Consider the following 15,146-nt stretch of genomic DNA (forward strand, 5'->3'; position numbering starts at 1 on the left):
AACGATGTTTTAGTATAGCGGCGAAGTATCGCCGCTATCAATGAACAATGGCGAGATTACAGAGAAGGGTAGTCGGTGTAGCCTTCCGCGCCGCCGCCGTAGAAGCTTTCCGGGCGCTGCGGGTTCAGGGCCGCTTTTTTCTGCAGGCGGGCTACCAGATCCGGGTTGGCGATGTAGTCGCGGCCAAACGCGACGGCATCGATCAGCCCTTTGCCGATCAGGTCTTCGGCTTTCTCCGGGGTATAAGCCCCCGCACCGATGATCACCCCGTGGAAACGCTCGCGCACTTTCTGACGGAAAGCGTCCGTGTAAGGCTTACCGCCAGCCCAGTCCGGCTCTGACATGTGCAGATAGGCGATGCCGCGCTTAGCCAGTTCTTCGATCAGGTACAGGGCATCGGCTTCTTCGTTCGGACCGTTGTCGACGTTCTGGAAAGAACCGATTGGGGAGACGCGGATCCCTATACGATCCGAGCTCCACTCCTGGCATACGGCGTCAACCACTTCCAGCACCAGGCGAGCTCGGTTTTCGACGCTGCCGCCGTACTGGTCGGTGCGGTGGTTAGAAGACGGTGACAGGAACTGGTGCAGCAGGTAGCCGTGCGCGGAGTGCAGCTCAATCAGGTCAAAACCGGCTTCACGAGCGTTGGCCACGGCCTGGCGGAAGTCGTTCACGATACCCGGAATTTCATCCAGCTCAAGCGCGCGCGGCATAGAGGTATCCACGCGGATCGCATTGCCGTTTTCATCACGCAGGGACGTACGGGTATTTGCACTCAGGGCCGAAGCGGAGACCGGAGCCTGGCCGCCAGGCTGAATGCTGCTGTGAGAGATACGACCGGTATGCCACAGCTGGACCGCAATGCGACCCTCTTCAGCGTGAACGCCCGCGGTGATTTTCTGCCATGCGGCGATCTGCTCCGGGCTGTGAAGACCCGGCGCACCCGCATACCCTTTAGCCTGAGCGGAAATCTGCGTGGCTTCCGTGATGATCAGGCCAGAGCTTGCGCGCTGACGATAGTATTCACCCATCAGTGGGGTTGGGATGTCGCCCGGCTCAATGCTGCGCAGGCGGGTAAGCGGAGCCATAAACACGCGGTTTGGCGCAGTGACGGCACCCACTTTTAAGGGGGTAAATAATTTTTCAGCTGACATAAAGACTCCTGAGTAGACCAGTCGACTAGTAGTTGGGTAAATAAAAACGCCTGCTATACGCCAGGCGCAGTAATGCTGTTTTTCACATGTGCCAGCGCGCTTTCCAGCGGCACGGCACTGCGCGAAATTTTTGCCTGCAGGTTAGCGCCTAGCCAGAGAGCATATAACACCTGCGCCTGGGTTAACGGCTCGCCGGAAAAGGCCAGCGTTTTTTCATCGCGGCCTTTCTCCAGCGCCTGGGCCAGCAGGGCGATAACGCCGCGGGCACCTTTATCCATCGCCGTGCGCATATCTTCAGAAAGATCGCACACTTCTGCAGACAGCTTAACGGTCAGGCATCCGCTGATAATGCCCTGCTGACAGAACTGGTTCAGCGTTTCCTGATAGTAGTTCAGAACACGATCCCGGTAGTTACCTTCACCCGACGCAAAGTGGGTCGCCAGACGCTGGTGGTAGCCAGCATAATGACGCTCCAGCATCGCTACGCCAAAAGCCTCTTTGGACCGGAAGTAGTGATAAAACGACCCCTTCGGTACCTCAGCGGTTTTTAATAGCTCGCTCAACCCCATACCGGTAAACCCGCGATGCATGCAAAGTCGCTCGCCGGTTGCCAGTAAATGTTCGCGGGTATCGTGTTCAGTATTTCTGCTCATGGCCGCACTCTAATAGACCGTTCGGTCTAATGCAAGCGAGTTTACTGACGACATGCGCTCAGTATATCCAGCTGCGGTTGATAAACCGTTGATTTCACGTCCATCATACCCAATACGGTTGAGAATAAATTGTCCTGGGAAACCGCATTTTTTGCTGCATTGTCGCGCAAACACTGTTCGTTGACGCCAAAGTTTTTCGCGTAATCCGGTGACAGCCAGAACATAAACGGAATATGCGTTTGCTGCTCCGGCGCCAGCATGTACGGCGTTCCGTGCAGATAAATACCGCTTTCGCCCAGCGATTCACCGTGATCTGAGAGATAAATCAGCGCGGTGTTCATGCTCGACTGGCGCGCTTTCAGCGCATCAATGGTTTTACTGACCATGCTGTCGGTATAGAGGATAGTGTTGTCATAGGTATTGATCAGCGCCTGATGGTCGCAATCCTGAATTTCATTAGTGTCGCAGGTTGGGGTGAATTTACGGAAGTTGTCCGGGTAACGGCGATAGTATGCCGGACCGTGGCTCCCCATCAGGTGGATAACCAGCACCGTATCTTGCTTCACGCCATCCAGCACGTTGTCCAGACGATAAAAGTTCACATCGTCAATACAGGATTTGTCTTTGCAGAACTGATCCAGCTGCCACTGCGTCATGTCGGTATGGGGCACGCGATCGCAGGCACCTTTACAGCCGCCGTCGTTGTCGCGCCACAGCAGGTTGATACCCGCATGCTTAAGCACGTCGAGCAGTCCCTCGCGATGGTGAGCCAGGTCGGCATCGTATTTGCTGCGCGTCATGCCGGAGAACATGCACGGAACGGAAACCGCGGTTTCGGTACCACATGAGGAGGCCTGCGGGAAGTTAATCACGTCCTGCTTTTTCAGCTCCGGGTTGGTTTCGCGTTCGTAACCGTTCAGGGAGTAGTTTGCCGCGCGAGAGGCTTCGCCGACGACAAGCACCAGAACGGTTTTCTTTTGTTGACCGGTAATCAGTGACCCTTTGTGGGCATCTTCACCAATGCGCACCAGCGTTTGATCGCCGGCAAACCAGCGCATCTTGCTGTACTTCACCACGGCGCTGACATAGTTCGCCGGGGTGACCATTTTGACGATGCTTTTGTTATTGCGGAACAGCGACGCGTAATCTTTATAAAACAGCGCGGCAATCAGGATAATCACCAGCAGGGCGCCGAGCATCGCGGCAACGCGCGTCAGCAGCGCATACCACCATTTTCCGGTACGAATCCGGGTCAACGCCAGCACCACGGAAGGCACGAGGCCGGCTATGACAATCCACAGAATCATCTGTGGGGTCACCAGGGCGGTCGCTTCCTGAGAGTTGGTTTCGAACACGTTCACAATCATGTTCTGATCGATCACCGCGCCGTAGATATACATGAAATAGGTCGCCGCGGCGCATCCGATCGTCAGTACAATCAGCAGCGGTTTGCGGAGATACGGGATATTAAGCAGGCTAAAGACAATCACCCAGCCGCAAAACAGCACCAGCGGGACGGAGGCGGCAAAGAGGAAGTCGTGCAGATGCACTGGGCCGATAATGGCCCAGCTGCGCTGGATAAACAGCCCGTTCAGCAGAGTAAAAAAGAGTGCACAGCCCAGAGTAAATTTAATGTCGTTACATTGTAACTTTCTGATTAACCACATCGATCGGTAAACCCGTTATTGTCATGATGGGCCGAGTATAGAGAGGGAAGATTAGTGAAACCTTAATGCCACAAATCTGTGATACGGCCTTGCACGCGGCGCGATTAACGTCTTCACTGTAGGTGAGAGTAGCTATCGGGAGGTGAGTGTGGCAGAGCAGCTGGAGTTTTTCCCCATCCAGAGCCCGTGCCGGGGTATTTGTCAGGTCGATGAACGCGGATATTGCCGCGGGTGCATGCGTACCCGCGATGAGCGTTTTAACTGGCAAAACTTTAGCGACACGCAAAAGCAGGAGGTGTTACGCCTTTGCCGACAGCGTCTTCTGCGCAAAATACGCGCAAACAAAGCGGGTGAGACCGAAGAACCCCAGCAACCTTCACTTTTTTAACACAGTAATTGCGTATACTTATGACATTACGTCCTTGAGGAAAATGTTATGGTTCAGCGAATTACCCTTGCCCCGCAGGGGCCAGAATTCTCCCGTTTTGTGATGGGCTACTGGCGTCTGATGGACTGGAATATGTCCCCGCTCCAGCTGGCGAGCTTTATTGAAGAGCACCTCGATTTAGGCATCACCACGGTTGATCATGCGGATATTTACGGTGGCTACCAGTGCGAGGCCGCGTTCGGCGAGGCGCTTAAGCTGGTTCCGGCCCTGCGCGACCGCATGGAGATCGTCACGAAGTGTGGGATTGCCACCACGGCAAAACCTGAACATGCCCTCGGTCATTACATCACCGACAGCGCGCATATCATCAAGAGCGCCGAGCAGTCGCTGGTCAATCTGGCGACCGATCGTATCGACCTGCTGTTAATCCACCGCCCCGACCCGCTGATGGATACCGATGAGGTAGCGGAAGCCTTCCTGAACCTGCATCAGAGTGGAAAAGTGCGTCACTTCGGCGTGTCTAACTTTACCCCGGCACAGTTTGCGCTGCTTCAGTCTCGTCTGCCGTTCACCCTCGCCACCAACCAGGTTGAGATCTCCCCGGTACACCAGCCGCTGCTGCTGGATGGTACCCTCGACCAGCTGCAGCAGCTGCGCATTCGCCCGATGGCGTGGTCCTGCCTGGGGGGCGGACGTCTGTTTAATGATGAGGAATTCCAGCCGCTGCGCAACGAGCTTGAAACCATCGCCCGCGAACTGAACGCGGAGAGCATCGAACAGGTGGTTTACGCATGGATCCTGCGCCTGCCGTCAAAACCGCTGCCCATTATCGGCTCCGGCAAAATAGAACGCGTGCGTTCTGCACTGGCCGCTGAAGAGCTGCAGATGACCCGTCAGCAGTGGTTCCGCATCCGTAAGGCCGCGCTGGGTTACGACGTACCATAAACCGCCTGAAGGTGGCTTTCCGGTGAAATCTTTGCCCCTGGTATACACTTAAGGGGCAAAAAATAACCCGCGGAGGTCACTATGAAGCGTTTTGCTCTGGCACTGGTCACGCTGGTTGTTTGCGCAGGGGCGCAGGCAGCCAGTGACGAAGTGGAAATGAATCTCGTCACCCCACAGGGTGTGGGTCAGTCCATCGGAACGGTGAAAATCACTGAAACCGATAAAGGGCTGGAGTTCGCCCCCAACCTCAAAGCCCTCCCTCCTGGTGAACATGGTTTCCATGTTCATGCCAAAGGCAGCTGTCAGCCCGCTTTAAAAGAAGGTAAACCGTCTGCGGCGGAAGCGGCAGGAGGGCACCTCGATCCGCAGCATTCCGGCAAGCATGAAGGCCCGGATGGAATGGGGCATTTAGGCGATCTGCCTGTGCTGGTGGTGAATAACGACGGTAAAGCCACCGATCCTGTTGTCGCGCCGCGACTGAAAAAGCTGGATGAGGTGAAAGGCAAGGCGCTGATGATCCATGTCGGCGGCGACAATATGTCCGATCGGCCTAAACCGCTTGGCGGCGGCGGAGCACGCTATGCGTGCGGCGTGATCTGATCCCCAATCGTTCCCGGTGGCGGTGCCTGTTCCAGCTGCGAGAGCGAGCAGTGCAGGCGCCAGATTATCGAGGCCAAATCACGGGCTGCGGGCAGATGATGCTGTGCAAGCGTATCGCAGATCCGCTGCAGTTCATTCAGCGTGGCTTCCAGCGGCCGCTGCTGGACACCGCGCTCGCTCATTACATCGCGCAGCAGGGAGATGCAAACATCACGAACCTGCGACAGCGGATCGGAACGCGTTTCCCACGCGCGAAGCTGCCAGACCACGTGCGAGCAGTTCAACAGCACCACGCCCCAGCGCAGCAGCCAGCGCCGGGACAGCGCGTCCTGGCTGTTATTCAGCTGGCTGACGTGATGATAGACCAGCGATTCATATTCGTTTTCGCTCAGATGCGGTTTACGGCTGAGCTGGTCGACAAACCCTCTGCGTAGCTCCCGGATATGCCTGCGGCTCTTGCGTGCATCGGAGCCGGGACGTAACACCGCGAAAGCCAGCCACGCCAGCCCCACGCCCAGGATCTTCGCCAGGTTGTCATTGAGAAAATCGGCGTAATCATAAACAGGTGGATTCGTCACGGAGATAAACGAGCCCATAAAAACAATCAGCTGTCCCCAGAGGCCCGCCAGCTTAGGCATTTGCAGCTTCAGAAGCTGCATGGTGGTTAACAGGGGAAACAGGAAAAGCAGGAACTGCCACAGATCGCTTATCTGCACCATCAGGCCAAACTTCACCACGAAGCTGAACAGCGACAGCAGCACCAGCGTGCGCAGCAGCAGCGTAAGCGAGTTGAACGGCGAGGCCGCGACGGAATAAAGCACGCAGCTGATGGCGGCAAGCGTAAGGGCCGCCGTACCGGACTCCCACTGCGTGGTAATGCTCCACGCCCCCACCAGCATCAGCGCACAGAAGGTGCGAAAACCGCTCCACAGCGCTTCCAGATAGTCGGTATGGCGCGCAAGTGCCGGGCTGCCGGGGACGTTGAACTCCGTCAATGGGGTCGCGTTTTCGACGGCCGTAATCCAGCGGCTGCTGCGCAGGTACAGCCGACAAAAGTAATTCAGGCGCTGCCAGAAGGCGCGATGGCGGTAGTCGTACTCATCAACCGGGGCGAGCGGGGCGATAATCCGCGCTACGGTGTAAATGTCCGCATCCGGGCGCGCAAGGGCCGCGAGCAGCGTTTCAATCACGGCCCGGGTATTTTCAGGCGGCGTCGGCCAGTTGAGCAGCATCCGGCGCAGGCTGGAGATGGCGCTGGTCATGCGCAGCTGCTGGTGCAGCAGATAGTTAAGAAGTGTGTTCTGGCGGCGAAAGCGGTAGTGGCTCCAGAACGCCTGAATGCGCAACAGATTCATCGTCAGGATCTGTCCGATAACCTTTTCATGCGCGAGGCGGATATCGTCGCTGGAATCCGGTTGCCACAGCAGGCTCGCGTGTTCCAGTAATCGGGTATGCATGGTTTTTAGCGCGGTGATGAGCGCGGTGCCGTCGGATGTGCTGGGGAGGATCATCATCATAAAGCCGCCGCTGAGGATCCCGACAATCACTTCACAGACGCGCGCCTGGGCAATATCCCACAGCTCGGTGGTGTCGAGCACGTTAACCACCGGAAAGGCGATGATGGCGGCGGTATAGCCCGCCAGCTGAAACGCGTAGGCGACGTTATTGGTAAAATGGGCGCAGGCCCAGGTACAGCACCCCAGCCATGCCGCCATGCTCAGCATGAACAGCCACGGATCGTTCAGCGTATGGCCCGCGATAATTAACGCCGCGGTGGCGCCCAGCAGGCTGCCCGCGATGCGGCCAAGGCTTTTACTGATCACTCCGCCTACCGTCGGAAAACTGACCACCGCCGCAGACGTCATCGCCCAGTAGGGCTCATCCAGGTTAAGGTAATAAGCCACAGTCAACGCAAGACACATGGCAATGCCGTTACGCAGCGCGTAGCGCCACTGGGGACGCGTTGCTTTCATCCACGGCGTGTTTTGCCAGGAGAGACCCTGCAGCTTCATCACCGGTTTCCGATGGAGACAGTGCAGGTGGTGCCGGATACCAGGGTAATGTCCTCCGGCAAGCGGTCAAACTCCACGCGAACCGGAACGCGCTGGGCCAGACGCACCCAGGGAACGTTCGGCTTTATGTCCGGCACCAGGCCTGAATCCGTTTCAACACTCTGATCGTAAATGGCGCGGCCAATGCTGGAAACGTGACCCTGTAACTTTTTAGAGCCGCTGTAAAGCGTTATTGCGGCTGGCGAACCCTCGCGAATATGCCGAAGCTTGGTCTCTTCGAAATAGCCCACGACGTAGAAGGAGTGGCTGTCGACGAGGGCGAATATCGGTTGTCCCGTGGTGGCATAATTCCCCACGCGGGCCGAGAGGTTGGTCACCCATCCATCAACAGGTGCCGTAATCACGGTTTGGGTCAGTTGCCACTGCGCTTGCTTCAGCGTCGCCTCCGCCACGTTGACGCTAGCCTGCATCGCCTTAACGTTGATATTGGCGGTGTCTAAATCTTCCGCTGAGATGTAGTTTTGCGACAGGTGGCGGCGGCGGTTGGCCTCGTTGTTGGCCTTTGCCAGATCCGACTGGGCTTTAGCCAGCTGCGCCTGGGCGTTCAGGATCGCAATGTGGTACGGGGTGTCGTCGATGCGGAATAAAATGTCTCCCTTTTTGACGAACTGGTTATCCTTAACCAACAGCGTCGTAATACTTCCCGACACCTGAGGGGTAATGCTGACCTGCTCGGCGCGGACTTTGCCGTCACGCGTCCAGGGCGACTGCATATAAAAATTCCACATCCACCAGCCCGCAACCAGCGCGAGGGCAAGGACTAACAGGGTGGAAAAGTACTTTAGCGTTTTAAGGGACATATTCACCACACAGTCAAAACGGCAAGGCCCAGGCATACGGAAAGGGCAAACAGGGAAAGATCCATCAGCATGGGATGCCAGATTTCGCCGGAGTACATCCAGTCGCGAAGCAGACGATGCGCGATGAGCCAGAGGATAAAGCCCACCAGAACGGCCTTAAACAGGGGAGGAAAGTAGACTGACGCACCGAAGATCAGGTCCTGAAGGGGTAAACCCTCTGAGCGATGAAAAAACGTCACGGGCAGAAATCCTTTGCAGTGAACAGAATGCCGCGTTGGCTTGTCTTAGTATGATGAAGCATCACAATTCAGTGTAAGTCATACTTTTAAGTTCGATGAATGCAGTATTGCATTTGTTTTGGCAATACAAATGCTGCACACTATTCTAAAATCAGTATAATAACTTAGCAAGCTAATTATAAGGAGATGAAATTGGAATCGCCATTAGGTTCTGATCTGGCAAGGTTGGTACGCGTCTGGCGTGCTCTGATTGACCATCGCCTGAAACCTCTGGAACTCACACAGACGCATTGGGTCACGCTGCACAACATTCATCAGCTGCCGCCCGAACAGTCGCAAATTCAACTGGCAAAAGCGATAGGGATTGAGCAACCGTCGCTGGTGCGCACGCTTGACCAGCTGGAAGAGAAGGGGTTGATCTCGCGGCAAACCTGCGCCAGCGATCGTCGCGCCAAGCGGATTAAACTCACCGAGAAAGCGGCGCCTATCATCACGGAAATGGAAGCCGTGATCACCAAGACGCGTGGTGAAATCCTGTCAGGCGTTTCACCGGCGGAGCTGGAAATGCTCATCAGCCTCATTGGGCGCCTTGAGCAAAACATCCATGAGCTACAGTCGCGCGACTGACAAACAACAAGGCCTTGCAGCAGCAAGGCCTTTTTTTACTTAAAGACGACAACGCGGTTACGGCCCGTCTCCTTCGCTTCATACATCGCTTTGTCGGCATTTTCCACGCACGTTTCTGCGGCTATTGCGGGTGACGTTGCCGTATATACCCCCATGCTAATCGTGATTGGCTCCGGTAGTTGACCGCCGCTGCTGGCGTTATCGAAGCTGCTCAGATTTAACCGTATGCGTTCCGCCACCTGATACGCCGCGTCTGATGAGGTGTTGGCCAGCATCAGAACAAACTCCTCACCACCGATACGGGCCGCGATGTCCTGGGGGCGCACGGAATCCATCAGTAGATTAGCAACAAACTGCAGGACCTTGTCGCCCTGAAGATGCCCGTAGGTGTCGTTGATGCGCTTGAAGCGATCGAGATCGCTGACGATGACGGAAACCGGACGGCTGGGTTTGGCGATATCCAGCGCCTGCTTTAATGTTTCATAAAAATAACTGCGGTTATACAGGCGCGTCAGCGGGTCGCGAATGGAGTTCTGGTAAGACTGCTGATACTTAACGTGCGAGTCGCGATACAGCCTGAAAACATCGTAGAGCAGAACAAAAATGATCATCAGCGTGGCGACGGTTTCAAATAAGCGAGCGCGATACCAGGAGACATCTTCAACATGTCCACCCACTAACAGCATTGAGAGCGTGACGATATAGCAGACGCACAGAAAATTACCGCCCACCCAGAATAAGTTGCGTATACGCGTAATAAACATCAGCGTGGCTAATGTGACCAAACAGAGTGCAATCAATGCAATATTAATAAAGTGGCTCCAGAGAACCATAAACTCGCGGGTTTCATTATCAACAAGATCAATGGATAAAAAGGAAGAATGACTGGAATACATCCAGGCCAACCCTACAGTAAAAGCGGTAAAGAGAAACTCGCCGCTCACAATAGCAATATGCGCCAGCCGCGAAAGGGGACAATTGCGCGTGGTATAAAGTATTGCCGAAACGATTATTAGCACCGCCATTAAGAGATGGCGGAACATATAGAAGATCATCGCATCGTTGTAGTTCACCGCGTTGAACTGATAGAGGTCCAGCCAGGCGGGAAAGCTGCACAGCGTTCCGACCATCAGCGATGCCGACCCGGCAAAGGCAAAAGCAAGCGATACCAGATACAACCGTTTTCGGTCACACCAGTATTTCATTGCCATAAAGCAGGCAATAAACAGGTCAAACACCAGTAAAAAAATGGTGAGCGTAGGGAACAAGTGAGACGAAAAGGTAGGAACCCATTCGGCAATTTTTGAAAACAGGGCGTGTAATATGCCGATAACAGCAATACAACCTAGACAGAACGAGATATAACGGCCCTTTACAGAACGGCGATTCGCAAACATATATGGTTTTAATAACTTTATAATGAATTAAGGTGAGGGTATTGCGAAGAGTGTAATCAATTAGCACGCTAAATACTTTGCGCAGAAACAATATATGGCGTGGTTAATTATGGGTAGGGTGAATGTATTTTGTAAATATATTTGTGGGAGTGATAAATAATGTAAATGGATGTGGCCTGATGACCACATCCATTTTTAATTAACGTGGAGAAACGGTCACCTGACTTCCGTTGCTTGCCAGAACAACGCGCTGGCCTGCAGAGAAGCGAGTGCTGCCTTGTTTCTGTACAACCATGATCGTGCTGCCGTCGTCTTTACGAATTTCAAGCTCTACGCCCTGGGTTTTGTTCATCGCACCCTGAACGCCCTGGCCGGCTACGCCACCCGCAACGGCGCCTGCGGCTGTTGCCAGCGAGCGACCTGTACCGCCACCGACGGTATTACCGAGGAAACCACCCAGAACGGCACCGCCGATTGCGCCCATCACGTTGCTTTCATCACCACCCTGGATCTGTACAGGGCGTGCGTTAACAACGGTACCGTAAGTCACGTTCTGAACCTGTTTCGCTTCAGAAGCGCTGTAAACGTCGCCAGAAAGTGAACTGTCATTCACACAGCCAGCCAGAGTTAAACCAATCAGCGAAACGCCCAGTACACGTAAAATCATTTGAATCTCCTGTTCACCAAAAACGCCCGATTGGGGGCATCCGTTATGGCTAAATTATATGGCATAAGGGGCCATAGTTCATATCTTTGCACTAACAATAAGAAAATTGTACTTGAATTTGACTTAACGAGACATAAACAGGATCCGCCCGTGTTACCCGTCTGACATTGTTAAAAAATATTATCGCCGGATGGCAAAGCTGCGCCGTTTATGGTTGAGTGGATAACCTTAGCCCACGCAACGTAAGGAAAGCGCATGAAATCGGGTCGCTACATTGGTGTGATGTCAGGCACCAGTCTGGATGGGGTAGATGTCGTTCTGGCCGCCATTGACGAAAACATGGTGGCGCAGCAGGCGAGCCTGACCTGGCCAATCCCCATTTCACTGAAAGAGGATATTCTGAGTATCTGTCAGGGGCAGCAGCTGACCCTCTCCCAGCTTGGACAGCTTGATGTTCGCCTGGGGGCGCTGTTTGCGGATGCGGTGCAGGCTTTGATGCAAAAAGAACATCTTCGCCCGCAGGATGTGGTGGCCATCGGGTGTCACGGACAAACGGTCTGGCATGAGCCCGGCGGAGATGCTCCGCATACCCTGCAAATCGGTGATAACAACCAGATTGTGGCGAAAACGGGCGTGACGGTGGTAGGCGATTTCCGTCGTCGCGATATCGCCCTTGGCGGGCAGGGAGCGCCGCTGGTACCCGCGTTCCATCAGGCGTTACTGGCGCACCCTACAGAACGCCGCATGGTGCTCAACATTGGTGGGATTGCCAATCTGTCGATGCTCATCCCGGGGCAGCCCGTACGCGGCTATGATACCGGTCCGGGCAATATGTTAATGGATGCCTGGATCTGGCGTCAGTGTGGACAACCGTATGATAAAAACGCCGAGTGGGCGAGCGGGGGGAAAGTGATTATTCCGCTGCTGCAGTCGATGCTGAGCGATCCATATTTTGCCCTGCCGGCCCCTAAGAGCACGGGGCGTGAATACTTCAACCTGGGCTGGCTTGAGCGTCAGCTGGCGCCATTCCCGGCGCTCGCGCCGCAGGATGTCCAGGCGACGCTTGCCGAGCTGACGGCCGTGTCGATCTCCGAACAGGTTCTGCTCAGCGGCGGATGTGAACGCCTGCTGGTGTGCGGTGGAGGAAGCCGCAACCCGCTGGTGATGGCGCGTCTTGCGGGGCTACTGCCGGGTACCGAAGTGACCACGACCGATGAGGCCGGCATCAGCGGTGATGATATGGAGGCGCTGGCCTTCGCCTGGCTCGCCTGGCGCACCATTGCCGGGCTGCCGGGCAACTTGCCGTCGGTAACCGGCGCGCGTGAGGCGAGCGTCCTCGGGGCGATTTTCCCGGCAAATCCTCGTCATAATCAGAGTTAACTGAAATTCAGCGCGGCGCGTCATCGTTAGAATGGAACGAAACAGGAGGGCAGCCATGCCCTCCAGGACCAGGAAAGTCTTCGGAATACGCCCATGAAAAAACTTCTTCTTATTGCCGCGCCTTTATTGCTGTCAGGATGCAGCGTCTATAACCAGCTCATTGAACGCATGCAGACCGATACGCTGGAGTATCGCTGCGACGAAAAACCGCTGACCGTGAAGCTGAATAACCCACGCCAGGAAGCCAGCTTTGTTTACGACAATAAACTGCTGACGCTGAAGCAGGGCATGTCGGCCTCCGGCGCGCGTTATACCGACGGTATCTACGTCTTCTGGTCAAAAGGCTACAGCGCCACGGTCTACAAACGCGACCGCATTGTGCTGAACAATTGCCAGCTCGAAAATCCGAAGCGTTGAGATTTTTACAGGGGCGGCGCACAATAGCGCCACCCACTCTCAATGTCAGCTAACGCCATGTCAGATAACGACGAACTGCAGCAAATTGCGCATCTGCGCCGTGAATACACTAAAGGCGGCCTGCGTCGCCAGGATCTTCCCGCTGAACCCCTCGTGCTTTTTGAACGCTGGCTGAAACAGGCCTGCGAAGCGAAACTCGCCGACCCAACCGCCATGGTTGTCGCGACGGTGGATGAAAACGGCCAACCGTATCAGCGCATCGTATTGCTCAAGCATTATGACGAGAAAGGGCTGGTGTTCTATACCAACCTCGGCAGCCGCAAGGCGCACCATTTAGAAAACAATCCGCGTATCAGCCTGCTGTTTCCCTGGCACATGCTGGAACGTCAGGTAATGGTCACCGGCAAGGCGGAACGTCTCTCGACGCTGGAAGTGGTGAAGTATTTCCACAGCCGCCCGCGCGACAGCCAGATTGGCGCTTGGGTATCAAAACAGTCCAGCCGAATTTCCGCCCGCGGCGTGCTGGAAAGTAAATTCCTGGAGCTGAAACAGAAGTTCCAGCAGGGTGAAATTCCTTTGCCAAGCTTCTGGGGCGGTTTCCGCATCCCGATTGAGCAGATGGAGTTCTGGCAGGGGGGCGAACATCGCCTGCACGACCGCTTTTTATACCAGCGCGAGAATGGCGGCTGGAAAATCGACAGACTGGCACCGTAATCCCCGAAATTTGTTGATTTAAGCGCTAGCGCACACCGCGCTTGCGCTTTATTCTATTGTCCTTTCGCATCAGGCGAAAAGTCGTGTACCGGCAAAGGTGCAGTCGTTTATACATGGAGAATTTGATGGCAAGCAGTAACTTGATTAAACAATTGCAAGAGCGGGGCCTCGTGGCCCAGGTGACGGACGAGGAAGCGTTAGCAGAGCGACTGGCGCAAGGCCCGATCGCGCTCTATTGCGGCTTCGATCCCACCGCTGACAGCTTGCATTTGGGGCATCTTGTTCCATTGTTATGCCTGAAACGCTTCCAGATGGCGGGCCATAAGCCTGTTGCGCTGGTGGGCGGCGCGACCGGCCTGATTGGTGACCCAAGCTTTAAAGCCGCTGAGCGTAAACTGAACACCGAAGATACCGTGCAGGAGTGGGTGGATAAGATCCGCAAACAGGTTGCACCATTCCTCGACTTCAACTGTGGTGATAACTCTGCCATTGCCGCGAACAACTACGACTGGTTTGGCAGCATGAACGTGCTGACCTTCCTGCGCGACATCGGAAAGCACTTCTCTGTTAACCAGATGATTAACAAAGAGGCCGTGAAGCAGCGTCTGAACCGTGACGACCAGGGTATCTCCTTTACCGAGTTCTCCTACAACCTGCTGCAGGGTTATGACTTTGCCTGCCTGAACAAGCTGCACGGCGTTTCCCTGCAGATTGGCGGTTCCGATCAGTGGGGTAACATCACCTCCGGTATCGACCTGACCCGTCGTCTGCACCAGAACCAGGTCTTCGGTCTGACCGTTCCGCTGATCACCAAGGCAGACGGCACCAAATTTGGGAAGACCGAAGGCGGCGCGGTATGGCTCGATCCGAAGAAAACCAGCCCGTACAAATTCTACCAGTTCTGGATCAACACGGCGGATGCCGATGTTTACCGCTTCCTGAAGTTCTTCACCTTTATGGACATCGAAGACATCAACGCGCTGGAAGAAGAAGACAAAAACAGCGGTAAAGCACCGCGCGCCCAGTATGTGCTGGCGGACGAAGTGACCAAACTGGTTCACGGTGAAGAAGGTCTGGCCGCGGCAAAACGTATTACCGCAAGCCTGTTCAACGGTACCCTGAGCGATCTGAGCGAGGCGGACTTCGAACAGCTGGCGCAGGACGGCGTGCCGATGGTTGAGATGGAAAAAGGGGCTGACCTGATGCAGGCGCTGGTGGACTCTGAGCTCCAGCCTTCGCGCGGTCAGGCGCGTAAAACTATCGCCTCTAACGCTATCACCATCAACGGTGAGAAACAGGCCGACCCGGAATACACCTTCGTTGACGGTGACCGTCTGTATGGTCGCTACACGCTGCTGCGTCGCGGTAAGAAAAACTACTGCCTTGTCTGCTGGAAATAATTAACAGTCTCCAGGGGCGTGGGAAA

16 protein-coding genes are annotated in these 15,146 nt (G+C 55.2%); 8 read left to right on the forward strand and 8 right to left on the reverse strand.

Going from position 1 to position 15,146, the window contains the following annotated elements; genetic code table 11:
• Positions 1 to 56: 56 nt before the first annotated feature.
• The 3 genes from nemA to eptA are packed head-to-tail and all read right to left on the reverse strand — an operon-like array spanning position 57 to position 3,474.
• Positions 57 to 1,154, reverse strand: coding sequence for an alkene reductase (nemA, locus tag ACWKXN_RS03770; protein ID WP_039262333.1), 1,098 nt, complete (start codon positions 1,152 to 1,154; stop codon positions 57 to 59).
• A gap of 53 nt (positions 1,155 to 1,207) precedes the next feature.
• Positions 1,208 to 1,807 carry a TetR/AcrR family transcriptional regulator gene (locus ACWKXN_RS03775; protein ID WP_048977453.1) on the reverse strand — a complete coding sequence of 200 codons (600 nt, stop codon included), beginning with the start codon at positions 1,805 to 1,807 and terminating at the stop codon, positions 1,208 to 1,210.
• A gap of 41 nt (positions 1,808 to 1,848) precedes the next feature.
• The gene (gene eptA / locus ACWKXN_RS03780; RefSeq protein ID WP_454543321.1) at positions 1,849 to 3,474 is read right to left on the reverse strand and encodes a phosphoethanolamine transferase EptA; all 1,626 of its coding nucleotides are present in this window, start codon (positions 3,472 to 3,474) and stop codon (positions 1,849 to 1,851) included.
• A gap of 148 nt (positions 3,475 to 3,622) precedes the next feature.
• Between eptA and ACWKXN_RS03785 the strand changes: the two genes are divergently transcribed.
• The 3 genes from ACWKXN_RS03785 to sodC all read left to right on the forward strand — a co-directional run bounded on the left by ACWKXN_RS03785 (position 3,623) and on the right by sodC (position 5,407).
• Entirely contained in the window at positions 3,623 to 3,862 is a 240-nt protein-coding gene (locus ACWKXN_RS03785; RefSeq protein WP_008500587.1) for a DUF1289 domain-containing protein, read from the forward strand.
• Between the two features lie 48 nt (positions 3,863 to 3,910).
• Positions 3,911 to 4,807: an aldo/keto reductase gene (locus ACWKXN_RS03790; RefSeq protein ID WP_454543322.1), complete on the forward strand. Its 897-nt coding sequence runs from the start codon at positions 3,911 to 3,913 to the stop codon at positions 4,805 to 4,807.
• Between the two features lie 81 nt (positions 4,808 to 4,888).
• Positions 4,889 to 5,407, forward strand: coding sequence for a superoxide dismutase [Cu-Zn] SodC (sodC, locus tag ACWKXN_RS03795; RefSeq protein WP_045887807.1), 519 nt, complete (start codon positions 4,889 to 4,891; stop codon positions 5,405 to 5,407).
• Here sodC and ACWKXN_RS03800 read toward each other — a convergent pair.
• The 3 genes from ACWKXN_RS03800 to ACWKXN_RS03810 are packed head-to-tail and all read right to left on the reverse strand — an operon-like array spanning position 5,386 to position 8,518.
• The gene (locus tag ACWKXN_RS03800) at positions 5,386 to 7,419 is read right to left on the reverse strand and encodes an FUSC family protein (protein ID WP_039262329.1); all 2,034 of its coding nucleotides are present in this window, start codon (positions 7,417 to 7,419) and stop codon (positions 5,386 to 5,388) included. The two genes, sodC and ACWKXN_RS03800, sit on opposite strands and share 22 nt — an antisense overlap.
• Positions 7,419 to 8,279 carry an efflux RND transporter periplasmic adaptor subunit gene (locus tag ACWKXN_RS03805; protein WP_454543323.1) on the reverse strand — a complete coding sequence of 287 codons (861 nt, stop codon included), beginning with the start codon at positions 8,277 to 8,279 and terminating at the stop codon, positions 7,419 to 7,421. The genes ACWKXN_RS03800 and ACWKXN_RS03805 overlap by 1 nt, the downstream gene beginning before the upstream one ends.
• A 2-nt stretch (positions 8,280 to 8,281) precedes the next feature.
• On the reverse strand, positions 8,282 to 8,518 hold the full coding sequence (locus tag ACWKXN_RS03810) for a DUF1656 domain-containing protein (protein ID WP_032657739.1): 237 nt from the start codon (positions 8,516 to 8,518) through the stop codon (positions 8,282 to 8,284).
• A 186-nt stretch (positions 8,519 to 8,704) separates the two neighbouring features.
• Between ACWKXN_RS03810 and slyA the strand changes: the two genes are divergently transcribed.
• Complete coding sequence (gene slyA / locus ACWKXN_RS03815) at positions 8,705 to 9,145, forward strand: transcriptional regulator SlyA (RefSeq protein WP_033145325.1); 441 nt, start codon at positions 8,705 to 8,707, stop codon at positions 9,143 to 9,145.
• A gap of 35 nt (positions 9,146 to 9,180) precedes the next feature.
• Here the strand turns inward: slyA and ACWKXN_RS03820 are convergent, their stop codons facing one another.
• Together ACWKXN_RS03820 and slyB are read right to left on the reverse strand one after the other, a co-directional pair.
• Complete coding sequence (locus ACWKXN_RS03820; protein ID WP_454543324.1) at positions 9,181 to 10,542, reverse strand: MASE4 domain-containing protein; 1,362 nt, start codon at positions 10,540 to 10,542, stop codon at positions 9,181 to 9,183.
• A gap of 199 nt (positions 10,543 to 10,741) precedes the next feature.
• Complete coding sequence (slyB, locus tag ACWKXN_RS03825; protein ID WP_023311367.1) at positions 10,742 to 11,209, reverse strand: outer membrane lipoprotein SlyB; 468 nt, start codon at positions 11,207 to 11,209, stop codon at positions 10,742 to 10,744.
• 255 nt (positions 11,210 to 11,464) lie between these two features.
• Here slyB and anmK point away from each other — a divergent pair, with 255 nt between their 5' ends.
• The 4 genes from anmK (at position 11,465) to tyrS (ending at position 15,120) form a co-directional block, all read left to right on the forward strand.
• Positions 11,465 to 12,589, forward strand: a complete 1,125-nt coding sequence (gene anmK, locus ACWKXN_RS03830) for an anhydro-N-acetylmuramic acid kinase (protein WP_047648005.1) — start codon at positions 11,465 to 11,467, stop codon at positions 12,587 to 12,589.
• Positions 12,590 to 12,682: 93 nt separating this feature from the next.
• Positions 12,683 to 13,006 (forward strand): C-type lysozyme inhibitor, encoded by a 324-nt coding sequence (gene mliC / locus ACWKXN_RS03835; protein WP_454543325.1) that lies wholly within the window; start codon positions 12,683 to 12,685, stop codon positions 13,004 to 13,006.
• A 57-nt stretch (positions 13,007 to 13,063) separates the two neighbouring features.
• Entirely contained in the window at positions 13,064 to 13,720 is a 657-nt protein-coding gene (gene pdxH / locus ACWKXN_RS03840; protein ID WP_024909355.1) for a pyridoxamine 5'-phosphate oxidase, read from the forward strand.
• Between the two features lie 125 nt (positions 13,721 to 13,845).
• Positions 13,846 to 15,120: a tyrosine--tRNA ligase gene (gene tyrS, locus ACWKXN_RS03845; RefSeq protein ID WP_048977462.1), complete on the forward strand. Its 1,275-nt coding sequence runs from the start codon at positions 13,846 to 13,848 to the stop codon at positions 15,118 to 15,120.
• Positions 15,121 to 15,146: the final 26 nt, after the last annotated feature.

The organism is Enterobacter sp. UPMP2060 (assembly GCF_053709655.1).